The organism is Mycolicibacterium houstonense, assembly GCF_900078665.2.
GTDB lineage: Bacteria > Actinomycetota > Actinomycetes > Mycobacteriales > Mycobacteriaceae > Mycobacterium > Mycobacterium houstonense.
The window spans coordinates 2,813,611-2,840,216 of record NZ_LT546207.1 but is presented as its reverse complement, the minus strand read 5'-3'; the positions used below and the strand labels follow the sequence as shown (position 1 = coordinate 2,840,216).

At 67.6% G+C, this 26,606-nt stretch carries 22 protein-coding genes and 4 pseudogenes; 12 read left to right on the top strand and 14 right to left on the bottom strand.

The genetic code is table 11. The annotated features are described in order from the left end of the window. From BN4332_RS14320 to BN4332_RS14290, 6 genes are all read right to left on the bottom strand, one after another. A partial coding sequence (locus BN4332_RS14320; protein ID WP_435405161.1) for an MPT63 family protein occupies positions 1 to 525 on the bottom strand: 525 nt, incomplete at its 3' end. Positions 526 to 757: 232 nt separating this feature from the next. Beyond that, entirely contained in the window at positions 758 to 2,314 is a 1,557-nt protein-coding gene (locus tag BN4332_RS14315) for a radical SAM protein (RefSeq protein WP_066899047.1), read from the bottom strand. Continuing rightward, entirely contained in the window at positions 2,311 to 2,793 is a 483-nt protein-coding gene (locus tag BN4332_RS14310; RefSeq protein WP_235654093.1) for a hypothetical protein, read from the bottom strand. Before BN4332_RS14310 ends, BN4332_RS14315 begins: the two co-directional genes overlap by 4 nt. Beyond that, a complete protein-coding gene (locus tag BN4332_RS14305) occupies positions 2,790 to 3,575 on the bottom strand; it encodes a prolipoprotein diacylglyceryl transferase (RefSeq protein WP_066899046.1) in 786 nt (261 codons plus the stop codon). Before BN4332_RS14305 ends, BN4332_RS14310 begins: the two co-directional genes overlap by 4 nt. Positions 3,576 to 3,600: 25 nt before the next feature. Further along, the gene (locus tag BN4332_RS14300) at positions 3,601 to 4,305 is read right to left on the bottom strand and encodes a ZIP family metal transporter (RefSeq protein ID WP_066899050.1); all 705 of its coding nucleotides are present in this window, start codon (positions 4,303 to 4,305) and stop codon (positions 3,601 to 3,603) included. Positions 4,306 to 4,822: 517 nt separating this feature from the next. Next, the gene (locus BN4332_RS14290) at positions 4,823 to 5,176 is read right to left on the bottom strand and encodes an ArsR/SmtB family transcription factor (protein WP_066899045.1); all 354 of its coding nucleotides are present in this window, start codon (positions 5,174 to 5,176) and stop codon (positions 4,823 to 4,825) included. A 97-nt stretch (positions 5,177 to 5,273) separates the two neighbouring features. On the opposite strand from BN4332_RS14290, the pseudogene BN4332_RS14285 reads away from it, so the two are divergent. Beyond that, a pseudogene (locus BN4332_RS14285) lies at positions 5,274 to 6,930 on the top strand (heavy metal translocating P-type ATPase). 15 nt (positions 6,931 to 6,945) lie between these two features. On the opposite strand, the gene BN4332_RS14280 reads toward BN4332_RS14285, so the two are convergent. After that, complete coding sequence (locus tag BN4332_RS14280; RefSeq protein ID WP_066899044.1) at positions 6,946 to 8,814, bottom strand: propionyl-CoA synthetase; 1,869 nt, start codon at positions 8,812 to 8,814, stop codon at positions 6,946 to 6,948. Between the two features lie 127 nt (positions 8,815 to 8,941). Between BN4332_RS14280 and BN4332_RS14275 the strand changes: the two genes are divergently transcribed. The 3 genes and pseudogenes from BN4332_RS14275 (at position 8,942) to BN4332_RS14265 (ending at position 11,616) form a co-directional block, all read left to right on the top strand. After that, on the top strand, positions 8,942 to 9,745 hold the full coding sequence (locus BN4332_RS14275) for an SDR family NAD(P)-dependent oxidoreductase (protein ID WP_066899043.1): 804 nt from the start codon (positions 8,942 to 8,944) through the stop codon (positions 9,743 to 9,745). Positions 9,746 to 9,765: 20 nt separating this feature from the next. Further along, positions 9,766 to 10,239, top strand: coding sequence for an SRPBCC family protein (locus BN4332_RS14270; protein ID WP_066899042.1), 474 nt, complete (start codon positions 9,766 to 9,768; stop codon positions 10,237 to 10,239). Next, positions 10,236 to 11,616: pseudogene (locus BN4332_RS14265) on the top strand (phytoene desaturase family protein). The gene BN4332_RS14270 and the pseudogene BN4332_RS14265 overlap by 4 nt, the downstream one beginning before the upstream one ends. Positions 11,617 to 11,628: 12 nt before the next feature. On the opposite strand, the gene BN4332_RS14260 reads toward BN4332_RS14265, so the two are convergent. The 7 genes from BN4332_RS14260 to BN4332_RS33230 form a co-directional block, all read right to left on the bottom strand. Then, positions 11,629 to 12,330: a response regulator gene (locus tag BN4332_RS14260; protein WP_066899041.1), complete on the bottom strand. Its 702-nt coding sequence runs from the start codon at positions 12,328 to 12,330 to the stop codon at positions 11,629 to 11,631. Continuing rightward, positions 12,327 to 14,864, bottom strand: coding sequence for a DUF4118 domain-containing protein (locus BN4332_RS14255; protein ID WP_066899040.1), 2,538 nt, complete (start codon positions 14,862 to 14,864; stop codon positions 12,327 to 12,329). The genes BN4332_RS14260 and BN4332_RS14255 overlap by 4 nt, the downstream gene beginning before the upstream one ends. A gap of 19 nt (positions 14,865 to 14,883) precedes the next feature. Beyond that, a complete protein-coding gene (locus BN4332_RS14250) occupies positions 14,884 to 15,744 on the bottom strand; it encodes a potassium-transporting ATPase subunit C (RefSeq protein ID WP_066899039.1) in 861 nt (286 codons plus the stop codon). A gap of 1 nt (position 15,745) precedes the next feature. Beyond that, positions 15,746 to 17,803 carry a potassium-transporting ATPase subunit KdpB gene (kdpB, locus tag BN4332_RS14245; RefSeq protein ID WP_235654274.1) on the bottom strand — a complete coding sequence of 686 codons (2,058 nt, stop codon included), beginning with the start codon at positions 17,801 to 17,803 and terminating at the stop codon, positions 15,746 to 15,748. Between the two features lie 163 nt (positions 17,804 to 17,966). Beyond that, on the bottom strand, positions 17,967 to 19,637 hold the full coding sequence (gene kdpA, locus BN4332_RS14240; RefSeq protein WP_066899038.1) for a potassium-transporting ATPase subunit KdpA: 1,671 nt from the start codon (positions 19,635 to 19,637) through the stop codon (positions 17,967 to 17,969). Beyond that, complete coding sequence (locus BN4332_RS33235) at positions 19,637 to 19,726, bottom strand: potassium-transporting ATPase subunit F (protein ID WP_066899037.1); 90 nt, start codon at positions 19,724 to 19,726, stop codon at positions 19,637 to 19,639. Before BN4332_RS33235 ends, kdpA begins: the two co-directional genes overlap by 1 nt. Next, positions 19,723 to 19,818, bottom strand: a complete 96-nt coding sequence (locus tag BN4332_RS33230) for a potassium-transporting ATPase (RefSeq protein WP_235654091.1) — start codon at positions 19,816 to 19,818, stop codon at positions 19,723 to 19,725. The genes BN4332_RS33235 and BN4332_RS33230 overlap by 4 nt, the downstream gene beginning before the upstream one ends. Before the next feature lie 289 nt (positions 19,819 to 20,107). On the opposite strand from BN4332_RS33230, the pseudogene BN4332_RS14230 reads away from it, so the two are divergent. The 8 genes and pseudogenes from BN4332_RS14230 to BN4332_RS14195 all read left to right on the top strand — a co-directional run bounded on the left by BN4332_RS14230 (position 20,108) and on the right by BN4332_RS14195 (position 26,363). Then, a pseudogene (locus BN4332_RS14230) lies at positions 20,108 to 20,641 on the top strand (potassium-transporting ATPase subunit KdpA). A gap of 129 nt (positions 20,642 to 20,770) precedes the next feature. Next, positions 20,771 to 21,739 carry a type III PLP-dependent enzyme domain-containing protein gene (locus tag BN4332_RS14225; RefSeq protein WP_084459278.1) on the top strand — a complete coding sequence of 323 codons (969 nt, stop codon included), beginning with the start codon at positions 20,771 to 20,773 and terminating at the stop codon, positions 21,737 to 21,739. After that, entirely contained in the window at positions 21,736 to 22,464 is a 729-nt protein-coding gene (locus tag BN4332_RS14220) for a hypothetical protein (RefSeq protein WP_066899033.1), read from the top strand. Before BN4332_RS14225 ends, BN4332_RS14220 begins: the two co-directional genes overlap by 4 nt. 398 nt (positions 22,465 to 22,862) lie before the next feature. Next, positions 22,863 to 23,090, top strand: a pseudogene (locus BN4332_RS14215) (DUF4389 domain-containing protein); the annotation flags it as partial. 67 nt (positions 23,091 to 23,157) lie between these two features. Further along, positions 23,158 to 23,739 (top strand): hypothetical protein, encoded by a 582-nt coding sequence (locus BN4332_RS14210; RefSeq protein ID WP_160110858.1) that lies wholly within the window; start codon positions 23,158 to 23,160, stop codon positions 23,737 to 23,739. Positions 23,740 to 23,955: 216 nt separating this feature from the next. Beyond that, positions 23,956 to 24,477, top strand: coding sequence for a type III PLP-dependent enzyme domain-containing protein (locus tag BN4332_RS14205; RefSeq protein ID WP_066899031.1), 522 nt, complete (start codon positions 23,956 to 23,958; stop codon positions 24,475 to 24,477). A 114-nt stretch (positions 24,478 to 24,591) separates the two neighbouring features. Beyond that, positions 24,592 to 25,770 carry an FAD-dependent oxidoreductase gene (locus tag BN4332_RS14200; protein ID WP_066899048.1) on the top strand — a complete coding sequence of 393 codons (1,179 nt, stop codon included), beginning with the start codon at positions 24,592 to 24,594 and terminating at the stop codon, positions 25,768 to 25,770. A gap of 2 nt (positions 25,771 to 25,772) precedes the next feature. Then, positions 25,773 to 26,363: a DUF4389 domain-containing protein gene (locus BN4332_RS14195; RefSeq protein WP_435405160.1), complete on the top strand. Its 591-nt coding sequence runs from the start codon at positions 25,773 to 25,775 to the stop codon at positions 26,361 to 26,363. Positions 26,364 to 26,606: the final 243 nt, after the last annotated feature.

Genomic DNA, 26,606 nt, shown 5'->3' with positions numbered 1-26,606 from the left:
GGGGGCCGGACGCTTGGGGGCACCGGCGGCGGCGGGTGCAGCCGCGGGAGCGCTGGCCTTGTCCCACACCAGCAGGTCGCGACCGCCGGCGTTGTAGACGACGGTGGTCGGCTCGGCCTCGGTCACGTCGAAGTAGATCTTGCCGCTGGTCTTCTGGCCCTGCGCGATGGTGGCCGGGTTGACGCCCTGCGGGCTGGCAACCTGGAACAGCGCGCGGTAGTTCTTGCCGTCAGCCGCGCGGATGTTGAAGTTGGAGACGATCGGCGTCACCGAGCCCTCGAGAGCCTCGTTGGTGGCGGTGACTTCCCAGAGGGTGCCGCGGGGCTGGTAGTCGATGGTGTCGGTGCTGGGCTTGAGATCGGTGATCGTCCAGCCCTGAACCACATTGCCGTTGTCGAGCTTGGCCTGGCTACCGAGCGAGGCGGTGGTGACAGCGCTGTCGTCGGCCAACGCACCTGGGGCGCTGGCGACGATCGCTGCGGCGGCAATGGCCGCTGCGGCGAAGGCCGTACTGAGATTGGTCATCTTCAAGGCATTCACTCCTGACTGGTCCAAAAAAGGTGGCAGGCCCCCGGCAGTGGGACACCCACTTCAAGCGAAGTTAGCAGCTTAAGAGGACGGTTAGGAACAGTAGTTCACAGTTTCTGCCACTGGTGCCTGGCAGCAACGCGCCGCCGGGGGGTTGCGGGTCCGTTCGTTTGCGCCGATCACGATCGCCGCCACCAGCGCAATCATCGTGGTGTGCGTCGTCGCAGGCTCATCGAATCTCGATGAGCGGTAAGGCCTGTCCGGCCGACAGCGACAGGCGTTGCCGGCCGAGCGCGGGCCAGGCCTGCACGGCGCAGAACGGGGCGCACTGATGCTGTGTGGAGCGGGTGCCGACGTGCACACAGCACTGAGTCAGGCGTTCCTCGATCATCGTGGACATGTCCATGAACGGCTTGACCGTCAGCCGGACCACCCGCTCACCGAGCAGTCGGCGGACCTTGCGGCGGCGGCCGGGCAGTGCCGACGACGCCAGCGTCAGTAGCGTCCCCATACCCAGATCGCAGCTCTCACAGATGGCCCGCCACACATCGCCGATCTGTGGGTGCGACAGGGACGACTGCTCGGAAAGCAGGCCGAGCAGGGATTCCTGGACCGCGATGCGCAGCTGCCGTGGGATCTCGGTGTCGGCGATCCGGTTGGACACGAGGCCGAGCTTCTCTTTCAGGCTGTCGGTGCCGATCAGCGAGACCAGGGAGCGCCACTGCCCGCCGTCGTCGCGCACCAGGTAACCCACCGAGCAGCAGTGCGGATGAGAGCACGGCAGCGCGGTCAGATCGCGCCAGGTGACCGCGCCGCCGGTCTGCGGTCCCAGCCGTTTGAGCACTCCGGTGTGGGTGAGCCGGTGCAGCGGGTCGATCGTGCCGGAACGGCCGGAGCCGAACTGGGGCTGGATGGTGAGGCCACCGACGTAGGGCGTGTCGAGGGCGAGCCGGACCATGTCGCCGATCTCGTCGTCGTTGACTCCGAGCGCGGTGGTCATCACAAGGGTGGTGAAGATCTCCCGCTGGGAGAGTCGCTGGAGGGCTTGGTGCTTGGCCCTGCGCAGATCACCGCCGCGGTGATGGCGGTGTGCGCGCTCGGACAGACCGTCGTACTGCAGATATACCTCGACGCGCTCGCGGTGTGCGGTCAGCAGGTCGAGCAACGCGTCATCGCTGCCGATGCGGATACCGTTGCTGTTGATCAGGATCCGGGTGATCGGCCGGGCCACCAGCTGTTCGAGCAATGCGGCCAGGTCCGGGTGCAGGGTCGGTTCCCCGCCGCTGAGCATCAAGACGTCGAGGCGGCCGTTCTCCCGGGCCAATCGCTGGTCGACACTGGCCAGCACATCGGCGGTGGGCACCACATGGCGCAGATCGGGTGAGCTGTCGGTAAAGCAGGTCGGGCAACGCAGGTTACAGGTCTCGGCGATGTCCTCGAGCAGGATGCAGGTGTGCTGGGTCTGCATCTCGGGCAGGCCGCGCAGGTAGGCCGACGGGATCGGGTCGAAATTGCCCGCGACGTCAGGCGTGTGGGCCTTGGTCGGGGCGGTCCACTCCTCCAGGTAGGACAAGATCTCGGGATCCTCATCGTAGAGCGTGCGGACCAATCCGTGTGTGCGGCAGCCGCGTTCGAGCCAGATCTGCCCGTCCCGCTCCACCAGGACACCGGACAGGCGGGCCACGTCGGCCAGTGGGCGCTCGGGAGCCTCGTCGTGACAGTGTGGGCAGAAGGCAGTGACATACCGGTGCAGCCGGTCGCCACGCAACGCCATTCCCGCGCTCATAGATACATCGTGGGATTGACGCCGGTGCAGATGCCGGCGGTGACGAGCGAGGTCAGTGCCCAGCCGACCATCAGACCCAGGCCCAGACCCCGGGTGTCCGCGCTGGTGGACCGCAGCATCATGGCGCCCCCGCCGAAAGCAAGGAGTGCCAGCAGCGCTGCGCCTAGGCCCAGGACCACGTCGGAACTGATGCCGGCGCTGTCGGCCCATCCGGTCATCATGACCGTGCTGAATCCGACGATCACATTGAGCACGACAAAGATCAACGGCCCGAGCAGGACCGTGACCGTGGAGATCCGCCGCTGGCGCGGCTGCTGCGGCGGTGGGCCGGCCGGGTAGTCCAGTGGATACGGGTAGACCGGGTAGCTGGATGGCGGTGGCCCGTGGTAGCCGGGCGGAATGCCTTGCGGCTCAAAGCTGTCAGGGCCGTCACCGTGCGGAGGCGTGTCGTCAGGTGGGCCGGGCGGCGGTGTCGTCATGCGGGCACCTCCTGAGGGTGGGCTGGTTTGCGATAGTACCCGCGGCGGTAGCCGTACCACAGCCGAAATCCCAGGATCAGCAACGATGGCAGCAGGAACCATTGCGGGCGGGTCAGATCCAGCCACACCGTCTGGTTGGCGCGGACGAACTCGACGAGGAACCGGAACACCGCGTAGCCGGCGACGTAGAGCACGAACAGCTCGCCGGGCCGGCCGATTCGGGGGCGCAGCCACAACAGCACGGCGAATGCGGCCAGCTGGAACGCGATTTCGTACAGGAATGACGGGTGCATCGCAGCGCCGGTCAGGCAACCCGGGCATTCGGGGGTATCGGCCGGTGCATGGATGCCCCACGGCAGAGAGGTGGGCCGGCCGGGGGCTTCGGTGAGATGGCAGCCGATCCGGCCGACCGCCATACCGAGAGCCACCGCCGGCGCGAACAGGTCGCCCGTCTTGCCCCGGTAGCCGCCCAGGCGCTTGGCGATCAGTACCCCGACATAGGCACCGAGCAGGCCGCCCAGGATGCTGCGGGAGCCGAATTCCCAGGCCTGGGCCAGGCTCGGGTTGGCGCTGAGATCGAGATGCCGCAGCCAGCCCGTCAGCCTCATCCCGATCGCGCCGCCGATCAGCGCTCCGGCCGCGGCGACCACGGACTGCTCGTTGACCGCGCCGCGGCGCCGCGCCTCGGCGATGAACACCAGAAGCGCGGTGAGCACCCCCAGGGCGACGAACAGGTTGTGCACCCCGACGCTGACGGGTCCGAGGTGCCACTGCGCAGTCACCAGCCGAACCTATCCCTGGGTCCGTTCAGCCGGCCAGGGAAAGTCCGGCCGCGACCGCGAATCCCAGTACCGCGGCGAGGCCGGCATTTTCGCCCGCCTTCTCGGTGGCCTCGGGGATCATCGAGCCGACCAGCATCACCAGCAGTGCTCCGGCGGCGAAACCGTTGATCCCACCCTGGAATTGGGCGCCGGCGACATTCTGCAGCTGGTAGCCGCCGACGGTGGCCAGCGCGCACAGCGCGGCGATCGCGGCCCAACCGCCCACGATCCGGCGCGTCGGCTCGTTCGCGGCTCTCATGTCGCTGGCCGATCCGATGGCCTCGGGCAGGTTCGAGACGAAGATGGACACCACCAGTGCCAGACTGACGCCGGCGCCGGTGGCGATACCGATGCCGAGCGCGGCCTGCTCGGGGATGCCGTCGAGCAGCGCGCCCAGCAGCAGAGGTAGTCCGGCCGTCTGGGTTCCGTTGCGGCCCAGTCGATCCACTGCCTTGTCGGCGAGGTAGAACACCACCGCGCCGATCGCCAGGCCGAGCGCCACGGCCCACGCGCCGCTGGCGCGGAAACCTTCCTCGGCGAGTTCGAAGGAGATGCTGGAGATGAGTGCGCCTGCGCCGAAGCCCAGGACGAGGCCGACGAGGCGTGGGTTCCAGTCCCGGATCACACCCGCGACGGCGCCGAGCAGCAGCGAGGAGGCAGCGACCAGTCCCCAGGTCAGCGCGGTGAGCACACGCCGCAGCATAGGTCAGCGCAGGCGCGGAAGGTGGGAAGCTGCAGGGGAGTGGGAGGAACGCAGAGGCGTGAGGGAACGCGAGATCGCACGACCGATCGGTGGCGATCGGGAAGGTCGGGGTCGGAGGTCGAGGCGGCGGATCAGGTACCTGTGGTGACCTGTCGCCGGTCGCCCGGGCGACAGGTCACCGCGGGCGTCAGCGCCGTGCGTTGCAGTTCGGGGGGTTTCCGCAGTGGTGGCCACCATCGCAGGCATTGCAGCGACAGGTGCACGATCCCTTGGTTGCCATGCGCATCGTTGTTCAACTCCTCACTGTTCGGGTACCACCGGTAGGGCCGGTAGCAAACTCCCGAGTATGGGCGGACATCAACATATAACGACTTCACAATAGTTCGGGCCACCGTGAAAATAAAGGATTCCGACACTGGCGCGGGTTTTTGCCGTGCTGCTCGTCCGGGGCGGTGTGCCACGGTGAACACTCGGTGAAACTCTTTGTCCGCAGCGGCTTCCGGGCTCAGGCGGTGGTGTCGCGGGCGCCGAGTCGCAGATGCTCGATGTGGTAGATCGCTTCGTCGAGCAGTTGTGCGACGTGGTTGTCGTACAGCCGGTAAACGATATTGCGGCCGGAGCGGTCGCCGGTCACCAGGCCGAGTGCCCGCAATAGCCGGAGTTGGTTGGAAACCGCCGGCTGCTCCATCCCGACCGCCGCGGACAGCTCGGTGACCGAGCACGGCGATTCCCGCAGCCGGGTCAGGATCAGCAACCGGTTGGGGGAGGCCAGGGCCTGAAGGGTCTCGGCCACCTTGGCCGCCGACGCCGCATCGAGCGATGCCGCGGGCGTCGCGCGCCCCTCAACTCCGTGACCCATGGCATTCATTCAAGCATGGCAAGCAAGTATCGATTGATACATTTCAATCTATACATGTATAAAGGTGTGCGTTGTTGCATCTGACGGGAGACGTTTCATGACCGCATTGGCGCCCACACCGGCACGCAGCCGTCCCACCCCGGCGCCCGGTGGGTCGTTGGGCTGGCTGTGGTCGGTGGCGTCGGTGCGATGGGCGGCCGCCGCGTTGGTCCTGTTCCTGGCCGGGCTGGCGGCGCAGCTCGCGGGGGCGCCCGGACCGGTGTGGTGGGCGCTGTATCTGGCCTGCTATGCCACCGGCGGTTGGGGACCCGCGTGGGCGGGGCTGCAGGCACTGCGCGAGCGGACGCTCGATGTGGACCTGCTGATGATCCTGGCGGCGATCGGTGCGGCATCCATCGGGCAGGTGTTCGACGGCGCCCTGCTGATCGTCATCTTCGCGACCTCAGGTGCACTCGAGGACGTCGCGACCACCCGCACCGAGCGGTCCGTGCGGGGTCTGCTCGATCTCGCCCCCGACAGCGCGACGCTGGTGACCTCCGACGGCGGCGAACACGCTGTCGCCGCCGACGTGCTGCGGCCCGGTGACCACATCATGGTCCGGCCGGGCGAGCGGATCTCCGCCGACGGGACCGTGACCGCCGGATCGTCGGACGTCGACCAATCGTCGATCACCGGGGAACCGTTGCCCGTGCCCAAACAGACCGGTGACGAGGTCTTCGCTGGCACCCTCAACGGGTCTGGGGCGCTGCGGGTGACCGTCACGCACGACCCGTCCCAAACCGTGGTGGCCCGCATCGTGGCGATGGTCGCCGAGGCGTCGGCCACCAAGGCGAAAACGCAGCTGTTCATCGAGAAGGTCGAACAGCGTTACTCGGTGATCGTGGTGATCGCGACCGTGGCGCTGTTCGTGGTGCCACTGCTGCTCGGTGCCGACCTGCGCTCAACCCTGTTGCGCGCCATGACCTTCATGATCGTCGCATCACCGTGCGCCGTGGTACTGGCCACCATGCCGCCCCTGCTGTCCGCGATCGCCAACGCCAGTAGGCATGGTGTGCTGGTGAAGTCCGCTGTCGCGATGGAGCGGCTGGCCGACACCGACGTGGTGGCCCTGGACAAGACCGGGACGCTGACCGCAGGGGCACCACAGGTGGCGTCGGTGGTGGCACTCGACGCGTCCTCTGATGAACAGCTGATCGAAAAAGCCGCAGCAGCAGAACAATTCAGTGAGCATCCGCTGGGGCGGGCAATCGTCGCCGAGGCCAAGGAGCGCGGCATCGCGGTGCCCGGCGCCACGGACTTCACCGCCCTGCCCGGCCGCGGGGTGCGCGCCGTCGNCCGAACTGCTGCCCGACGACAAAGCGAGTGCGGTGCAACGACTCGAGGCCGACGGACTGCGGGTCCTGGTGGTCGGCGACGGGGTCAACGACGCACCGGCGATGGCGGCGGCGCACACGTCGATGGCGATGGGGCGGTCCGGGGCCGACCTGACGGTGGAGACCGCCGACGTCGTCACCATCCGCGACGAGCTGTCCACCATTCCCACCGTCGTCGCCCTGGCGCGGCGGGCCCGCCGGATGGTCATCGCCAACCTGGCGATCGCGGCGACCGCCATCACGGTGCTGGTCGCCTGGGACCTGTTCGGGCACTTGCCGTTACCGCTCGGCGTGGCCGGGCACGAGGGGTCGACCATCCTGGTCGCGCTCAACGGGTTGCGGTTGCTGAGCAACCGGGCCTGGCGCCGCGCCGCCCGTTAGTACCCCGCGGGAGCGTCAGGGCCGCAGCACGTCCTTGAGGGCGTCCAGCACGGCGGGGTCCTCGATGGTCGACGGCACCGGCTCGTCGAGGCCGTCGGCGATACCGCGCATGGTCTTACGCAGGATCTTGCCCGACCGGGTCTTCGGCAGCGCGGCTACCACGTCGACCTTCTTGAAAACTGCCACTGCGCCGATGCTTTCGCGTACCCGGTCGATCAGCTCGTCGGTGATCCTCTCGGCTGAGGCGCCGGCCTTGAGCACCACGAAGCCGCGCGGCACCTGTCCCTTGAGCTCGTCGGCGACTCCGATCACCGCGCACTCGGCCACCGAGGGATGGTCGGCCAGCACCGCCTCGATCGACCCGGTCGAGAGCCGGTGTCCGGCCACGTTGATCACATCGTCGGTGCGGCCCATCACGAACAGGTAGCCGTCGGAGTCCATGTAGCCGCCGTCGCCGGTCAGGTAATACCCGGGGAACGCCGAGAGATAGGACGCGACGTAGCGCTGATCGTCGCCCCACAGCGTCGGCAGCGTGCCCGGTGGCAGCGGCAGCTTGATGCAGATGGCGCCTTCCTCGCCGGGCTCACACGGTGTGCCGTCCGCGCCCAGGATCTGCACGTCATAGCCGGGCATCGGCACGGTGGCCGAACCGGCCTTGATCGGCAGGGCTTCCACGCCCATCGGGTCGGCCGCGATGGCCCATCCGGTTTCGGTCTGCCACCAGTGATCGACCACCGGGATACCGAGTTTGTCCGAGGCCCAGTGATAGGTGTCGGGGTCGAGTCGCTCGCCGGCCTGGAACAGATACTTGAGGCCGGACAGGTCGTAGTCGGCGAGCAGAGCGGCCTCGGGGTCGAGCTTCTTGATCGCGCGGATCGCCGTCGGGGCGGTGAACAGTGCCTTGACGCCGTACTCGGCGGCCACCCGCCAGAACGCGCCTGCGTCGGGCGTGCCGACCGGTTTGCCTTCGTACAGAACGGTTGTCGCGCCCAGCAGCAGCGGGGCGTAGACGATGTAGGAGTGGCCGACCACCCAGCCGACGTCGGACGCGGCCCAGAACACTTCACCGGGCGCCACGTCGTAGATGTGGCGCATGCTCCACAACAGCGCCACCGCATGTCCGCCGTTGTCGCGGACGATGCCCTTCGGTTTGCCGGTGGTGCCCGAGGTGTAGAGCACGTACAGCGGGTCGGTGGCGGCCACCGGCACCGGATCGACCGGTTCGGCGCCGGCGATCAGCTGTTGCCAGTCGTGATCGCGCCCGTCGACCAGCTGGCACGGGCACTGCTCGCGTTGCAGGATGACGCACGCCCGCGGCTTGTGCTCGGCGAGTTCCAGGGCGGTGTCGAGCATCGGCTTGTACTCGACGACGCGTGTCGGCTCGATACCGCAGGAGGCGCTCACCACCGCCACCGGGCGGGCGTCGTCGATGCGGGTGGCCAACTCGTGTGCGGCGAACCCACCGAACACCACCGAGTGCACGGCACCGAGCCGGGCGCAGGCCAGCATCGCGATGACCGCCTCGGGAACCATCGGCATATAGATCACGACGAGGTCGCCCTTGCCGACCCCGAGCCCACGCAGGGCGCCGGCGAACTTGGCGGTGGCGTCGCGCAACTCGCGGTAGGTGTAGGTGGCCTTGGTGCCGGTGACGGGGGAGTCGTAGATCAGCGCGGTCTGGTCGCCGCGTTCGGCCACATGCCGGTCGAGGGCGTTGGCGCAGGTGTTGAGCTCGGCGTCCGGGAACCACCGGTAGAACGGCGGGTTGGTGTCGTCCAGTACGCGCTGCGGCTCGGTGGTCCAGGTGACCGCCTTGGCGGCGTCGGCCCAAAAAGTGGCTGGGTCATTGATGCTGGCTTCGAACAAGGCACGGTAACCGGACATAGCGCAAACCGTAATCTGCGTCACTTGCAACGGGCGTGCAACCCGGCAAATGATCGACAAGCGGTGCTCTTTTGTCTGCGGACGGCGGACAGGTTTGACCCGGCCACCGCCGGGTAGCCCAGCGGGCATGTCTGACACCTCTCCACTGGCACTGGTGACCGGCGCGTCCAGCGGTATCGGGTACGAGCTGGCCAAGTTGCTCGCCGCCGACGGGTATGACCTGGTGTTGGTGGCCGACGACGAGGCCATCCACGCCCGTGCCGAGGAACTCGGGTCGAGCGGCGTGAGTGCCCGCGCCATCCAGGCCGATCTGCGTAACCCCGATGACGTCGACCAGCTGTACTACGCGGCGACCCAGGGCGCCACCGACGGCGCGCGCCACCTCCATGTGGCCGTACTCAACGCCGGCGCGGGACGTGCCGGGCCGTTCGTCGAGGGCGATCTGCAGACCGATCTGGGCATCGTCGACCTGAACGTGCGGTCGACCACCCAGCTGGCCAAGCTCGTGCTGCGCGACATGGCGGCACACGGAACCGGCAAGGTGCTGTTCACCTCGTCGATCGCCGCGACCATGCCCGGCTCGCTGCAAACCGTCTACAACGCCTCCAAGTCGTACATCCAGTCGCTGTCCGAGGCACTGCACGACGAGTTCCGGGACAGCGGCGTCTTCGTCACCGCTCTGATGCCCGGTCCCACCGACACCAACTTCTTCCGGCGCGGCCACATGCAGGACACCGTGGCGGGGCAGGGGCCCAAGGACGATCCGGCCGCAGTGGCCAAGCAGGGTTACGACGCGCTGATGCGGGGCCGGCGCAAGGTCGTCGCCGCATCGGTGCCGACCAAGGCCCTGGGACTGGCCAACCGGGTGCTGCCGGATTCGGTGAAGGCGGCGGTGAGCCGGCTCATATCCAGTCCTGCGGCACGCCATTGAACCCGAAAGGACCGTGCGCCATGGAATCTTCTCCGGCCGCTGTGGACAGCCCCCTGACCGTCAAACGCGAGACGACTGCGACCAGGCAACAGGTCTGGGACGTCATCGCCGACGGGTGGACCTACTCCCAGTGGGTGGTGGGCAACACCCGGATGCGCGCGGTCGACCCGAGCTGGCCGGCCCCGGGCAGCCGTATCCACCACACGATCGGGGTCTGGCCCGTGGTGCTCAATGACGAGACCGAGGTGGAGTCCTGCACGCCCACGCAGGAACTCGTGCTGTTGGCCAAGACCCGGCCCTTCGGCATGGCACGAATCGTGCTGCGGCTCAGTGACACTCCCACCGGGTCGTGCGTCGAGATGGCCGAGGTGCCGGTCGGCGGGCCGCTCAACTGGATACCGCGCCGGCTGGCCCTGATGGCCGTCTACCCCCGCAACCGGGAATGCACCGAACGATTGGTGGCCTTGGCCGAGCGTCGGACCGAGCCGGAATGACCCGTGACACCGCGGACGCGGTGGTGATCGGTGCCGGGCACAACGGGCTGGTCGCCGCGGCGATGCTGGCCGATGCGGGGTGGGATGTGGTGGTGCTGGAGGCCCAGCCCGAACCCGGGGGAGCGGTGAAGAGCGCCGAGTTGTTCCCGGGCTACACCAGTGACCTTTACAGCGCCTTCTACCCGCTGTCGGTGGTGTCTCCCGCGCTGCAGGCGCTGCATCTGGAGGACCACGGGCTCCAGTGGACGCACGCGCCGGCGGTGGTGGGCCACCCGCGCGCCGCCGACGATGATGACGCCCCGGTGATCTATCGCGAGATCGACCGCACGGCAGATGAATTGGATCGTCGTCAACCCGGTGATGGCCAGCGTTGGTACGGGCTGTTCGAACAATGGCAGCAGATCCGCGCGGATCTCGTGTCGACGTTGTTCGCGCCGTTTCCGCCCGTGCGTGGACCGGTGGGGCTGTTGCGCAAGCTCGGCACCACCGAGGCGCTGCGCCTGGCGCACTTGCTGCTACTGCCGGCCGGTGTCCTGGCCGAGCAGTTGTTCGATGGCGAAGCGGCTCGATTACTGTTGCTGGGCAACGCGATGCACGCCGATGTGCCGATCGACGCACCGGGTAGCGGAGTGATGGGTTATCTGCTCGTGATGATGGCGCAGGACGGTGGCTGGCCGGTGCCGGTGGGCGGCGCGGGGCAACTGGCGGCGGCGCTGGTGAACCGGGCCCGCTCGGCCGGCGCCNCTGAACTACGCGCTGGACGCGCCGGTGCCGTGGCGGTCCAAGAGCCTGCACGACGCGGGTACGGTCCACCTGGGAGCCGATCGGGACGGTCTGATCCGGTGGATGGCCGATCTGAACACCGACACGCTGCCGCGGCGACCGTTCATGTTGTTCGGGCAGATGTCGACCGCCGACCCCAGCCGTTCGCCGCTCGGCACCGAAAGCGCTTGGGCCTACACGCATCTGCCGCGCGGCCTGGCCGACGACGACTCCGCGGCGCGGTTGGCCCGGACGGTGGAGCAGGTGATCGAGGAGCACGCCCCCGGCTTCGCGGACCGGGTCGTCGGCAGCAGCATCCAGCGGCCGTCCGATCTGCAAGCCGAGGATGCGAACCTGCACGCCGGCGCGGTGAATGGTGGCACCTCACAGCTGTTCCAGCAGTTGATCTTCCGCCCGGCTCCCGGTTTCGGCCGGGCCGAGACTCCGGTGCCGAACGTCTACTTGGGCAGCGCGGGCGCCACACCGGGTGGAGGCGTGCACGGAATCTGCGGGCGCAACGCGGCCCGTGCCGCGCTGGCCGACGGCGGCCTGCTCGGCAGGCCGCGCCGTCGCCTGAACCGGGCGGTGCTGGCACTCACCGTGGGTTCGCGGTAGCCGAAGGGAAAGTCATTCCTGGAAGCGGTATCCCATGCCCGCCTCGGTCAGCAGGTGCACGGGTTGTGACGGATCGTCCTCGAGCTTGCGGCGCAGCTGTGCGAGGTACACCCGCAGGTAATGGGTCTCCTTGGCATAGGCCGGACCCCACACCTCGCGCAGCAGTTCTTCGCGGCCGACCAACTTGCCCCGGTTGCGGACCAGCATCTCCAGCATGCCCCACTCGGTGGGGGTGAGGTGGACCTCGGTGTTGTTCTTGGTCACCTTCTTGGCCGCCAGATCGACGGTGAACGAGGAGGTTTCGACGACGGGCTCGTCGGTCTCGGAGGCCGCGGCGCCGCGACGCACCGCCGCGCGCAGCCGGGCCAGGAACTCGTCCATGCCGAAGGGTTTGGTGACGTAATCGTCGGCCCCGGCGTCGAGAGCCTCCACCTTGTCGGAGGAATCGGTGCGGGCCGAGAGCACGATCACCGGTGCCGACAGCCAACCCCTCAGCCCGGCCAACACGTCGATCCCCGACATATCGGGCAGGCCGAGATCGAGCACGATCACATCGGGCCGATGATCGGCGGCGCTGCGCAGCGCGTCGGCCCCGGTGGCGGCAGTCGCGACCTCGTAGCCGCGCACCGACAGATTGATCCGCAGCGCACGCAGGATCTGCGGTTCGTCGTCGATCACCAGAACGCGGGTCTTGGCGGCATTGCTGGGCGTCATGCGGATTCATCCTTCGGCGGTGCAGCGAGGTCGATTTCGACGGTCAATCCACCGCCGGGGGTGTCGGTGGCCGATATCGTTCCGCCCATGGCCTCGACGAAGCCGCGGGCGACCGACAGACCCAGACCGACGCCGATCGAGGTGTCGTGATCGCCGAGCCGCTGGAACGGCGCGAACAATTGTTCCTCGGCGCCGCGCGGCATTCCGGGCCCTTCGTCGATCACCGCGACGAGCACCCGGTCGGCCACCTGCCCGGCGGTGACGCGAATGGGGCCGTCGGGCGCGTAGCGCAGGGCGTTGTCGATCAGGTTGGCCAGTACCCGCTCCAGCAGCCCGGAGTCGGCCATAGCCATCGCATCACCGACGTCGACCTTCACCCGATCCAATCCTTCGCGGGTGAATCCGGTGGTGCCCTTGCTGATTCCCAGCAGCGCGCGTTGCACGGTCTCCTCCAGATACACCCGACGCAGCTCGGGCCGTACCACCCCGGCCGCCAGCCGTGAGGAGTCCAACAGGTTTCCGACCAGGGCAGTGAGCGCGTCGACGGATTCCTCGATGGTGGCCAGCAGTTCCGCGGTGTCCTCGTCCGAGAAGTCGATGTCCTCGCTGCGCAGGCTCGAGGCGGCGGCCTTGGCCGCGGCCAGGGGGGTGCGCAGATCATGGCTGACGGCGGAGAGCAGCGAGCGGCGCAGTTCGTCGGCTTGCTCGATGGCGGCGGCCTTTCCGGCCGCCTCGGTGAGCTCGCGTTGCTTGACCAGACCGGCCGCCTGCTTGGCGACCGCACTGAGCACCCTCCGGTCACGGGCGGCCAGCTTGCGCCCGGCCATCAGCAGCCAGAATTCGTCGTCACCGACTTCGATTGCGGTATCCGCGGTCTCGACCTGTACGCACGGATCCTTGCCGATACAGGCGACGATGCGCGCCTCCCCGTTGGACTCCCGCAGCAGGCTGACGGAGCGCTGCGAGTAGGTTTCCCGCAGCCGTTCCAGCAGGGTGTTCAGGTCGGCGCCGCGCAGCACCGAGCCGGCGAACAGGGTCAGCAGTTCTGCTTCCTGCGAGGCCCTCCTGGCTTCCCGGGCCCGGCTGGCCGCGCCGTCGACCAGAGCGGCGACCGCCACCGCGACGGCCAGCAGCACCACGATGGTCAGCGCGCTGTCCGGGTCGGAGATGGTGAAGGTGTGCCGCGGTGTGATCAGGAAATAGTTGAGTAGCAAGCCCGACAGCACCGCCGACAACGCCGCCGGTGCCACGCCGCCCAGTAGCGCCACGATCAGCACGCCCACGAAGAACAGTGCACTCTCGCCGCCGACGCCGAGGAAGTTGTCGAGCATCAGCACCGTCACGGCGCAGATTGCCGACGGCACCACAAGGCCCGCAAGCCAGGACGCGATGTGGCGCTGCCGCGGCGTGGCCGACGACCAGGTGAACCCGCGGCGGGCCTGCTCGTGGGTCACCATGTGGACGTCGATCTTGTTGGACTGCTGCACGACGGTGGCGCCGATGCCCTCGTCGAACATGCGGGCCCAGCGGGAGCGTCTCGAGGTGCCTAGTACCAACTGGGTGGCGTTGCGTTCGCGCGCGAAATCGAGAAGGGCCGCCGGCACGTCGTCGCCGACCACGGTGTGCAGGGTGGCGCCCAGGCTGGTCGCGAGCTCGCGGACCTTCCCCATCTGCGGGGCCGAGACGCCGGACAGTCCGTCCCCGCGAACGACGTGTACGACCATCAATTCGGCGCTCGACTTCGAGGCTATCCGAGATGCCCTGCGCACCAAGGTTTCCGATTCGGGGCCGCCGGTGACCGCGACGACGACGCGCTCGCGGGCTTCCCAGGTATCGGTGATCTTGTTGTCGGCCCGGTACTTGGCCAGCGCCGCATCGACCTGGTCGGCCAGCCACAGCAGGGCGAGTTCGCGCAGGGCGGTGAGGTTTCCGCGCCGGAAGTAGTTGGACAGTGCGGCGTCGATACGTTCGGGCGTGTAGACGTTGCCATGGGACAGCCTGCGGCGCAGCGCCTCCGGGGTGATGTCGACCAGCTCGATCTGGTCGGCGGCCCGCACCACCTCGTCGGGAACCTTCTCCTGCTGCTCGATTCCGGTGATCTGGGTGACCACGTCGTTGAGGCTTTCCAGGTGCTGGACGTTGACCGTCGAGATCACGGTGATCCCCGCGTCGAGCAGTTCCTCGACGTCCTGCCAGCGCTTCGGGTTCTTGCTACCCGGGGTGTTGGTGTGGGCGAGCTCGTCGACCAGCACCACCTGCGGATTGCGGGCGAGCACCGCGGGCACGTCGAGTTCGGGAAACCGCCCGCCCCGGTACTCGACGTAGCGCGGCGGGATGATCTCGATGCCGTCGAGCAAGCCGGCGGTCTTCTTGCGGCCGTGCGTCTCCACCACCGCCGCCACCACGTCAGTGCCGCGTTCGAGGCGGCGGTGCGCTTCGCCGAGCATCGCATAGGTCTTGCCGACGCCGGGTGCGGCGCCGAGATATATGCGCAGCTCACCGCGTTTGGCGGGGCTCGACGACGGCGTGTTCACAAGACCATCATCCTCGCGCCTAGCGGGAGTCGAGGGCGATGTTGAGTTCGAGCACGTTGACCCGCGGTTCGCCGAAGACACCCAGGGTGCGGCCTTCGGTGTGGTCGGCGACCAGCTGACGCACCGCGTCGGGGCTCATCCCGCGGGCCTTGGCCACCCGGTTCACCTGCAGCTCGGCGTAGGCCACCGAGATATGCGGGTCCAGCCCGCTGCCGCTGGCGGTGACCGCGTCGGCCGGCACCGCGGGATTGACCGGCGCGCTGCCGGGAACCGGGACGATCAGCCCGACGCTGTAGTCCTCACCGGCCTTGGCGCATTCGACCCGCACGCCCTCGTAGGTATTGAGGAACGGCGTCCTGGTGGTGTCGCACGGCTCGTTGACGCTGACCACCTGGGTCGGGTGGATGACGTTGCCGCGGGCATCGCGGGGACCGATCACCGACAACACGGCACCGACCCCGCCACCGGTGCAGAACGGGCGGGCACCGCTGACCCCGTCGAGTTCGCCGACGGCGAGGCTGCGCTGGCACACCTGGGTGAGCAGGCTGGGCTTGTCGGGTTGATCGACGATGCTTTCGGGGCCGAGATTGCCCGCGCCGCTGGACATCGGGTCATAGCCGGTGCCGGCGTTGGACGGGCGGCTCTGGAAATACCGGGGCAGCGGGTTGCCGTCGGCGTCGGTGAACGACTGGCCGATCAGGCTGCTGCCGACCGGTTTTCCGTTCACCTCGACCAGCGATCCATCGGCGTTCCCGCGCACGCCTGGGATCTGGGCCACCAGCCAGATGAATACGGGGTAGCCGATGCCGAGGATCACGGTGAGCACCAGCAGTGCGCGCAGCGCCGCGGTGTGTTGGCGAACCAGGTTGGAGATATTCATGTCACATTCCCGGGAAGAGTTGGACGACGAGATCGATCAGCTTGATACCGATGAACGGCGCGATGATGCCGCCGAGACCGTAGACGTACAGGTTGCGGCTCAACAGCTTGGAGGCACTGCTGGGGGTGTAGCGGACACCCTTGAGCGCCAACGGGATCAGCACCACGATGATGATCGCGTTGAAGATCACCGCGGACAGGATCGCCGATTGCGGGCTGTGCAGCCGCATGATGTTGAGCAGGTCCAGCCCGGGGAACAACGCCACGAACAACGCCGGGATGATGGCGAAGTACTTGGCGATGTCGTTGGCGATCGAGAACGTGGTCAGCGCCCCGCGCGTGATCAGCAACTGCTTGCCGATCTCGACGATCTCGATGAGCTTGGTCGGGTCGGAGTCCAGATCGACCATGTTGCCGGCCTCTTTGGCCGCCGAGGTGCCGCTGTTCATCGCGACGCCGACATCGGCCTGGGCCAGGGCGGGCGCGTCGTTGGTGCCGTCGCCGGTCATCGCGACGAGCTTGCCGCCGGCCTGCTCCTTCTTGATCAGCGCCATCTTGTCCTCGGGCGTAGCCTCGGCCAGGAAGTCGTCCACCCCGGCCTCGTCGGCAATCGCCTTGGCGGTCAACGGATTGTCGCCGGTGATCATCACGGTGCGGATGCCCATCCGGCGCATCTCGTCGAAGCGTTCCCGCATGCCCTGCTTGACGACGTCCTTGAGGTGGATCACGCCGAGCACCTCGGACTTGCCGTCGACGGTGTGGCCGACCACCAGCGGGGTGCCGCCCGCGGCAGAGATGCCGTCGACGATGTCGCCGAGTTCGGTTGGGACACGGCCCCCTTCGGAACGCACCCACTCCGCGACCGCGCCGGCCGCGCCCTTGCGCAGTCGGTGGTCGCCGGGCAGATCGACCCCGGACATGCGGGTGTTGGCGCTGAACTCGACCCAGTGGGCCTGGTCGAGCTCACCGGGAGTGCGGGCGCGCAGGCCGTACTCCTGCTTGGCGAACACCACGATCGAACGGCCCTCGGGGGTTTCGTCGGCCAAACTCGACAGCTGGGCGGCGTCGGCGAGCTGCTCCGGGGTGATTCCCGACAGCGGTACGAACGCGGCGGCCTGCCGGTTTCCGAGTGTGATGGTGCCGGTCTTGTCCAGCAACAGGGTGTTGACGTCGCCGGCGGCCTCGACGGCGCGCCCCGACATGGCCAGCACGTTGCGCTGCACCAGCCGGTCCATCCCGGCGATGCCGATCGCCGACAACAGCGCCCCGATGGTGGTCGGGATGAGACACACCAGCAGTGAGACCATCACGATGCCGGTGATGCCGTCACCGTTGAGCGCCAAGCTGTCCGCGACGCCCGGATTGTTGGCCTTGGAGAAGATGGCCAGCGGCTGCAGGGTCGCGACGGCGAAGACGAAGATGATCGTCAGCGACGCCAGCAGGATGTTGAGCGCCACCTCGTTCGGCGTCTTCTGCCGGTTGGCGCCCTCGACCAGGTTGATCATCCGGTCGATGAAGCTCTCACCGGGCTTTTGGGTGATCCGGATGACGATGCGGTCGCTCAGCACGGTGGTGCCGCCGGTGACGGCGCTGCGGTCGCCGCCGGACTCGCGGATCACCGGTGCGGATTCGCCGGTGATCGCCGATTCATCCACTGAGGCAATGCCTTCCACGACGTCTCCGTCGCCCGGAATCACCTGGCCGGCCTCGACCACCACGACGTCACCCTGCTGCAGCAGAGGCGCGGCGACCTCTTCTTCGCGACCCGGGACACCCGGCGCCCAGCCGGTCAACCGCCGGGCCATGGTGGAGGTCTTGGTCTTCCGCAGTGACTCGGCCTGGGCCTTGCCGCGGCCCTCGGCGACGGCCTCGGCCAGGTTGGCGAAGATCACCGTGAGCCACAGCCAGATGACGATCAGCCAGGAGAACCACGACGGATTCACGACGGCCAACACGGTGCTCCACACCGCGCCGATCTCGACGATGAACATCACCGGGTTCCGCCACAGCGTGCGCGGGTCGAGCTTGCGCAGCGCATCGGGCATCGAGCTCCACAACATCTTCGGATCCAGCAGGCCGCCCTTGATGCGTGAGCCAGTCGAGCCCGCAGCGGAGCCCTTGGCGCCGGCCGCCGCGCTCGTTGTCACGCTGGAGTGGCTGTCGCCGTCGGGAGCCACTCCAGTGTGACGGTCGCCGACGGAGGTGGGGTTAACGCTTGACATGTCAGTGAATTCCTTCAGCAAGGGGCCCGAGCGCGAGCATGGGCAAGAAGGTGAGGGCGACCAGGATCAGGGTCACGCCGGCGACCATGCCGACGAACTGGGGCCGATGGGTGGGCAGGGTGCCGATGGACTCCGGGGTCTTGCCTTGGCGAGCAAGCGATCCGGCCAAGGCCAGCACCAGGATGATCGGCAGGAAGCGGCCGAACACCATGGCCAGGCCCAGCGCGGTGTTGTACCACTCGGTGTTGACGCTCAGGCCGGCGAAGGCAGAACCGTTGTTGTTGGCCGCCGAGGTGAACGCGTACAGCACTTCCGACAGGCCGTGCGGGCCGGTGTTGAGCATGCCGGCCCGTTGGCCGGGCATCGCCATCGCCAGCGCGGTGCCGGTCAGCACGATCAGCGGAGTCACCAGGAAATAGGTTGCGGCCAGCTTGATCTCGCGGGGCGTGATCTTCTTGCCGAGATACTCCGGCGTGCGGCCCACCATGAGGCCGGCGATGAACACCGTGATGATCGCCAGGATCAGCATGCCGTACAGGCCGGAGCCGACACCGCCGGGGGCGACCTCACCCAGCTGCATGTTGAACATCGTGATCATGCCGCCCAGGCTCGTATAGGAATCATGGAACGAGTCCACCGCGCCGGTCGAGGTCAGCGTGGTCGAGGCGGCGAACACCGCGGAGTTGGCGACGCCGAAGCGCTGCTCGACGCCCTCCATCGCCGCGCCGACCGCGGTCGGGACGGTGCCGTGCGCCTGCAGCTGGAACAGCATCATCAAGCTGACGCTGATCGTCGCGATCACGCCCATCACCGCCGCGATGGCCACCCCCTGCCTGGGGCTACCGACCATGCGGCCGAACGTGCGCGGCAACGAGAACGGGATCAGCAGGATCAGGAAGATCTCCACCCAGTTCGTCCAGGTGGTGGGGTTCTCGAAGGGGTGCGAGGAGTTGGCGTTGAAGAAGCCACCGCCGTTGGTGCCGAGTTCCTTGATGACCTCCTGGCTGGCCACCGGGCCGCCCGGAATGGTCTGGCTGCCGCCGACGAGTGTGTTGACCACCTGGTTGTGCAGGTCGAAGTTCTGGATGGCGCCGCCGGCCACCAGGACCAGCGCGCCGATGATCGAAATCGGCAGCAGGATACGGAGAGTGCCGCGCACCAGGTCCACCCAGAAGTTACCGAGGTCGCCGGTGCTGCGCCGGACCAGGCCGCGCACGAACGCGATGGCCACCGCCATGCCGACCGCCGCCGAGACGAAGTTCTGCACCGCCAGGCCTGCCATCTGGACGACGTGGCCTTGTGTGGATTCACCCGAATAGGCCTGCCAGTTCGTGTTGGTCACGAAGCTGACCGCGGTGTTCCAGGCCAGCGCCGGGGTCATCGGCGTCGCCGGGTCGTTCAGGTGCAGCGGCAGCCTGCCCTGCACCAGCTGCAAGGTGAACAGGAACAGCAGGCTGATCGCCGAGAAGGCCAGCACACTGCGGGCATAGGCGCCCCAGGTCTGCTCGGCTTTCGGATCGGCACCGATCATCCGGTAGATGACTCGCTCGGCGCGGGAATGCTTGTCCGAGGTGTACACGCGGTACATGTAGTCGCCGAGCGGAACATGGACCGCGACCACCGCGATGACGAGGACGGCGAGGAAGACGATCCCCGCGGTTGTAGTAGTCACTAGAACCTCTCCGGAAACAGCAGCGCCGCGAAGAGAAACAGCGCGATCAGGATCGCCAGAACCAGGCCGACGACGTTTTCGTAGCTCACAGTCGCTCGACCAACTTCTGGACCAGGCCGAGCAGCGCGAAGATCGCCACCGTCAGCACCACGAACACCACTACGGACATGGGAACTCCCACACGTACAGGGCCGCCGGATCTCGGCGACTGCTCAAGGCTCCGTCCGCCGCGGCCTGCCGGCCATGATCTTTATGTCTTCTTTACGCTCGCCCGCCCGACCTTTACGGGTTCTTTCCCGGCAGCCCCACGACCGGCTTCCGGCGGCGTAAAGATGGCGTCAACCACGCCCGGTTCCGGTGTAGGAATTGCGTAATCGGTGTCGAATTCGTCCGGCGCCGGTCCCTAGCGTGTGGCCGGTAACTCACTGTGTGGAGGAGCTGGAGCCATCGACGATCCATCGCATTGGGGGATGGCGGCCTGGGGGCAACTGGCCGCGATCGCCGCACTTGTCGTGTTTTTGCATGTCCCCCTGGGCAATTACCTGGCCCGGGTGTACACCGCCGACGGTCACTGGCGGGTCGAGCGGATGATCTTCCGTCTGGTCGGGGTCGAGGCCGACGGACAGCAGCGCTGGGGCGGCTATCTGACTGCGGTACTGGCATTTTCGGCCGTCAGTGTGGTGTTTCTGTACGCGCTGCTGCTATTACAGGTGCATTTGCCCGAACCATGGGGTCATTAAGGCATGACGCCGGCATTAGCGTTCAACACCGCAATTTCATTTACGACCAATACCAGTTGGCAGAACTATCCGGGTGAATCGACTCTGGGCCACGTCGGATTGGTGGCAGGTCTGGGCGTGCAGGCTTTCGGCAGCCTCGCGGTCGGCATGTGCGTGGCGGTGACATTGATCCGCGGGCTGGCACAGTATCAGAACCAGGAGCTCGGTAACTTCTGGGTGGATTTGGTGCGCACGGTGATCCGGATCTGCTGCCGCTCTCGGTAATCGTCGCTGTCATCCTGCTGGCGCTGGGCGTGGTGAACAACGTCCATGGTGCGCAGGAGATTTCGCCTACCCTGGGGCGCAGTCTGACGCGCTTCAGTTGACCGAGGCGATCAAGGCGCCGTCAAGGTTGTGCCAGGCGGCGTCAAGAGAGCGCTAAAACCCTGGTCGTCGTGTGTCGGCCGGAGGACCGTCAGATCATGGCCGCTGGCAGCGGGCCGCGGCCTCGATGAGGAAGAAACGTTCCCGGTGACTCTCTCGGATTTCCTGACGCATGTGTTGTCCGCACAAACGGCGCGCGCCCGCGCGGCAGTGAAGGGAAACGCCGGCCTCCGAAGTCCGCGCGATCTGGGCGAGGGTGAGGTTCTGAGCCGGTACCAGGACTACCGGAAAACGTTCCGCTCGTCCGAAGTGCCCGTACCCGCAGCGGTCCTCGGTGATCGCATCGTGGCCAGGTGGGCCCGAGATCATCGAGTGAGCGTCGAAGTGCGTTCGGCCGCCGACATCGCGACCGTGGTCGCGGCGAGCATTCCGCTGTCGCGGGTCACGGTTTTCGCCGACGCCTTGTCGGAGTCAGAGCTGCGTGCCGCCACCGCCCTCGGGTTCGGCCACATCGTGGCCGGCACAGTACAGGACGTCGAGGTACTGAGATCGGTTGTCGTGCAACAGCAGGACGTCATCATCCGGATGTGCGACACGAGCGTGAAGATGCGTGCCGTCGCCGGTGCCGGTGGATTCCGGTTCGACAGCTTCGAGTCCGATGCTGTGATGCGGGCGGTCATCGGGCACGACCGGCTCAATCTGGTTGGGCTGCATTGTGAAGTCGGCGGCGGTGGCGACGATTTCATCAGCTACCCGGCCGCGATCGGGCAGATGATCGCCGAGATGACGCAGATCCGCCGCAACCACGGTGTCTTGTTGACCAGGCTCGGTCTTGGCAGTGGGCGGGTCATCTCCGATCACGTGTGGGCGGCCGAATTGCGCAGGCTGGCCACAGACATCGAACTGTCTCTCGACGACGCCTGCGGAACGTTGAGGTTCCCGAGGCCGCTGGTGGTGTTGTCCACCACCGTCGCCATCGGGGGACGGAGCGCGGCGTGACCACTCAGTTCATCGAGCGGCCGCGTGCGCTGCTGGACGAGACCGTGGTGCTGCGACGGTGTGCGCTGTGGCGCAACGCGTTCAAAGGCTTGTCGGTGAGTTTCCCCGGCGAGTTGCTCGGTTTCCACTCGACGGCGGCATGGATGCGCCGGCACCGCGTCACCGTCGACGTCGCGACCGCCGCCGAACTCAACCTGGCTCTGGCGGCGGGTATTCGGCCGGCCCAGCTCGTCATGCATCCGCGTAACGGGGCGGCGATCGCCCGGGCCGGCACCGGGGACGCGGCGAGGTTTGTGATCGACACGGCGCAGCAGGCCACGGCCATCGCACGTGGCGCCCAGCGGGTCGAGCAGGTGCTCGCCATTGCGGGCGACGCGTTACCCAGCGTGGCCGCCGAGGTGCTGCGACATCGTCAGCTCGAACTGATCGGCCTACACTGCACGGCCGAGCCGTCGGACGATCCGATCGGGCTCGGGGCGCTGCGCACCGCCCTCGCAGATATGGCGATGATCCGGCGCAGGTATTCATTGGTACTGGGCCGGATCAGCCTGGCGGGCTTGGACGGTGGCCTGTTGTACCTGCGGCCGTGGGCACTGCGCCGCGTGGCCGACGCGCTCGGTGACGTCTTGGACGAGCAGTGCGCGCACCACCGATATCCGCGCCCGGCACTGACCGTGGCTCCCTTGACCTGCGCATTGTTGCCACGAGATGTCAACGCGGCGTGAATATTCCGCCGCCCTGCGTCAAGGGACCGCAAGGAACTCTGGTTGGCTCCCTGTCCCGGCGGAAGACTCAGAACAGGCGCATGCGGCAACCGGTCGCGGCGCAGTGAAGAAGAAGGTTCTGGTGACATTGTCGACAGGGTTGTGGTCCTCATCTGCGGCGACGCTGCAGCGGTCGCCCGAGCGGGAGGCGATGCGCCGATGCGCCGCGTGCTGCCGCTCGCTCGATCCCGTCGAGCTGGCCCTGCCCGCCGCGGCGCTGCGGGACAACAACGTGGCGAAGTGGGCGCGCGATCACGGGTTGGCGGTCGCCGTGGGCAACAGTCCCGACCTCGCGGTGGCGATCGGCACGGGCATCCATCCGATGCGGCTCGTGGTCCACGCCAACGGGTTCAGCGNGGTGGCTGCTGGCGCTGCCGCAGATCGTCATGTGCTGGGCCATGGAGGCGCTGCTGCAAGTGTTGTGCGTGATCTCGGCGGTACGGCTGTTGGCGCGCGGGACGATTTCGCAAGACATGTTCGATCTGCTGATGGGCATCGTCCGATGGCGGTATCGGGTCGCCGTGTACGTGTCGTTGATGACCGACGAATATCCACCGTTCCGGATGGATCTGGGGGCACGTGATTGAACCATTCACCGCCCGCGTCCGTGCCTGAAGTGGGTGCTGGGTGTGCACCCGGAAGGGTGGGCTCGCGATGAAATCAGCGATGAAATCAGCCAAGCTCGTCAGCATCTGTGTCGGCGGTCCGGTCGCGGCGCTCTGTTTCGGGGCGGGAACCGCGTGGGCCGCGCCGTCGACGAGTGAGGATTCCTCTGCCACGTCCTCGGTGCAGCAGACCAATACGGGCGGGTTCGCGGTGTCGGCGGGAGGTCGCAACCTGGCTCAGGTCGGCGGCAGCACCGCGACCACCAGCGGACGTAGCGTCGCGGTCGCGTTCGACCTGCCCGGGCAGAACGCCAGCACCGCCACCGCCAACGGTGACCGCAACTTCGTCCTGGCAATCAACGGCAGCACGGCCCGCGCCGACGGCGACCGCAACTTCGTCTTCGCCGGCGACGACAGCACATCGATCGTGGAAGGGGACGACAACGACGTCCGCGCCGCGTTCGGCAGCACCAACCGGGTCACTGGCAACGACAACACCTCGTACGCGATCCCGAACAGCGACGCGCGCATCACCGGCGACGGCAACTTCGCGGCGTCGCTCTGTGGGGGCAACGTCAACATCTCCGGCCAGGGTCAGCGCGTCACCAGTGCACCCTGCGTAGGCCGGTGAGTGGAGGTCGATGAAGCACCGTAACCCGTTGTTCCCGTACGTGTATCGGCTCGGCATGCCGGTGTTCGACCGGCTGTTCTACCGCCGGTACCGGCGGGGGGGCCCGCGCCCCCCGAGGGGGCGGCCGCTGTTGGTGGGGGGCCGGGCCGGGACCCGCCCCCCGTTTGTGCCGCCCCCGGGGGACCTTTTCTCTTTTTCAACCCTTTATNCCTCGCGGTGGCGATCGGCACGGGCATCCATCCGATGCGGCTCGTGGTCCACGCCAACGGGTTCAGCGGTGACGAACTGGTGTTCTGTAGTGCCAACCTCGGGGTGGGACGGGTGGTGGCGAGCAGTGTCGAGCAGATCGACCTGCTGACCTCGTGTGCCGTGCGGCACCGGCGGCAACGGGTGATCCTGGCAGGGTCGGACAACGACGCGGTGACCGCCGTCCTGAACGGGCCCCGTCTGGACCTGGTCGGGATGTACCGCGAGATCGACTCGGGGCGCGACGATTTCACCGGAGCTGCCGCGGTGGTCGGTGACCTGGTTGCGGCGATGGCCGACGTCCACCGTGCCCACGGCGTGGTGCTCACCCGGGTGCTCGTCGGCAGCGCGGACCTCGACCTGGCAGTGGGACCAGACGATCTGTCGGGGTTCGCCCAGGCCATCGAGATGACACTCGACGATGCGTGCGCGACGCTGCGCTTCCCCCGGCCTGTCGTGGTGATCGCCGCCGGGTTGGCCGGGCGCCGGTAGCGCGCCGCGGCGGCCCTGTACAGCGGCCGGGTAACGGACATAAATTGAGCCGTGGGCCCAAACCGGCCCCGTGGCGGGCACCAACTGCAGCCAGCGCCGAAGGGATCGCCAAAGATCCTGGTCGTCGGCGCTGGGGTGGGTGGTATCTCCATCGCCAGGGGCCTGCTCCGCGACGGCCATGACGTCACCGTGTTCGAGCAGCGCCCCGCGTTGCGCGCCGGCGGCGGTGCGGTGACCATCTGGTCCAACGGCGACACCGTGCTCGGCCAGCTCGGCGTCGACATGGACGGCGCCGGTCAGCAGCTGTCGTCCGTGCGGGTGGTGACCTCGACGGGGCGCCCGGTGACAACTTTGGACGTCACCGCGATCGTGAACCGGCTGGGCGCACCGGTGCGCATGGTGCCGCGCCGCGTGCTGCTCGAACGGCTGCTGGAAGGCTTTCCCGCGGAACGGATCCGGTGCAACGCGCAGGTGGTCGGGGTGGCCAGGGGCAGCGCCGGTGTCCGGATCGATTTCGCCGACGGCAGTTGCGCACACGGCGATCTGGTGATCGGTGCCGACGGTTTGCACTCCAAGATCCGCGAGATCGTCGGCGCCCCACCGGCGGTGCCGACCGGCTGGTGCAGCTGGCAGGGCCTGGCCACCCGTCCCGACGGCATCGACCAGCATGTCGCCATGATCGTCATCGGCGAGCACGGCAACCTCGGCCTCTGGCCGGCCGGAGGCACCGAGGTGCAATGGTGGTTCGATCTGCCATGGTCGTCCGACTTCGTCCGGCCACCCCGTCCGATCGAGACCATCCGGTCCCATTTCACCGGGTGGTCCGAGCCGGTCGACCGGTTACTCGCCGCGCTGACCGACGACGATCTCGCCCATTCGCCGTACCCGCATTTCCGCCATCCCATCCCCGGTCCGGGCCGTGGAGCGATGACGCTGCTCGGCGATGCGGCGCACACTATGCCGCCCACGCTCGCCCAGGGCACCAACCAGGCGCTGCTCGACACGATGGTGTTGTGCAAGGCGCTGGCCGACTGCCGGAACGGCGATAACGAGAATCTGGCCGCCGCGCTGCGTTGGTACGAAAAGACGCGACGGCACCGGGTTGCGGTGGTGGCCCGGGTGGCCTCGCTGCAGGTGTCACACGGGGAGGCGGTGTTGAAGCCCGCGGCGCTGGTCTCGGACCGGTTGATGACCTGGGCGCTGGCGACGTTCCTACGCGCCTCGAGCCACCGCCGGATGGCCGCGGACATCGGCCGGGACCTCGCGGGCGCGACAACTTCCCGGAAGGCATGACCGTGGCAGGACAGGTTCGGGTCCGTGGGTCGATCGACGCGCCGTCACCGCGGCTGTGGCTCGTCAAATGGTGCGCGCTGGCGGTGCCGCACTATCCGATCCTGATCGGCCTCTACCTGGTCTATCCGCTGGTGGTTCTGGCCGCCGGCGTCGCGATCCTGTTCACCGGGCGGTATCCGCGCGCCCTGTTCGATTTCAACGTCGGCGTGCTGCGGTGGTCATGGCGGGTGATGAACTACCGGTTCCCGATGAACAGCACCGACAAATACCCGCCGTTCACGCTGGCGCCGCGGGCCGACTATCCCGGCGACCTCGAGGTGGACTATCCCGACCGGCTCAACCGGTGGGCGGTGCTGGTGAAGTGGTGGCTGCTGGCGCTGCCGCAGATCGTCATGTGCTGGGCCATGGAGGCGCTGCTGCAAGTGTTGTGCGTGATCTCGGCGGTACGGCTGTTGGCGCGCGGGACGATTTCGCAAGACATGTTCGATCTGCTGATGGGCATCGTCCGATGGCGGTATCGGGTCGCCGTGTACGTGTCGTTGATGACCGACGAATATCCACCGTTCCGGATGGATCTGGGGGCACGTGATTGAACCATTCACCGCCCGCGTCCGTGCCTGAAGTGGGTGCTGGGTGTGCACCCGGAAGGGTGGGCTCGCGATGAAATCAGCGATGAAATCAGCCAAGCTCGTCAGCATCTGTGTCGGCGGTCCGGTCGCGGCGCTCTGTTTCGGGGCGGGAACCGCGTGGGCCGCGCCGTCGACGAGTGAGGATTCCTCTGCCACGTCCTCGGTGCAGCAGACCAATACGGGCGGGTTCGCGGTGTCGGCGGGAGG

Bases quoted from the DNA above. Each gene is read 5' to 3' on its own strand.
- BN4332_RS14315 (WP_066899047.1), bottom strand. From the start codon at position 2,314: ATGAGCGCGGGAATGGCGTTGCGTGGCGACCGGCTGCACCGGTATGTC.
- BN4332_RS14310 (WP_235654093.1), bottom strand. From the start codon at position 2,793: ATGACGACACCGCCGCCCGGCCCACCTGACGACACGCCTCCGCACGGT.
- BN4332_RS14290 (WP_066899045.1), bottom strand. From the start codon at position 5,176: ATGGGTCACGGAGTTGAGGGGCGCGCGACGCCCGCGGCATCGCTCGAT.
- BN4332_RS14280 (WP_066899044.1), bottom strand. From the start codon at position 8,814: ATGTCCGGTTACCGTGCCTTGTTCGAAGCCAGCATCAATGACCCAGCC.
- BN4332_RS14275 (WP_066899043.1), top strand. From the start codon at position 8,942: ATGTCTGACACCTCTCCACTGGCACTGGTGACCGGCGCGTCCAGCGGT.
- BN4332_RS14270 (WP_066899042.1), top strand. From the start codon at position 9,766: ATGGAATCTTCTCCGGCCGCTGTGGACAGCCCCCTGACCGTCAAACGC.
- BN4332_RS14260 (WP_066899041.1), bottom strand. From the start codon at position 12,330: ATGACGCCCAGCAATGCCGCCAAGACCCGCGTTCTGGTGATCGACGAC.
- BN4332_RS14250 (WP_066899039.1), bottom strand. From the start codon at position 15,744: ATGAATATCTCCAACCTGGTTCGCCAACACACCGCGGCGCTGCGCGCA.
- kdpB (WP_235654274.1), bottom strand. From the start codon at position 17,803: ATGTTGTGGAGCTCGATGCCCGATGCGCTGCGCAAGCTCGACCCGCGC.
- BN4332_RS14210 (WP_160110858.1), top strand. From the start codon at position 23,158: ATGAAATCAGCGATGAAATCAGCCAAGCTCGTCAGCATCTGTGTCGGC.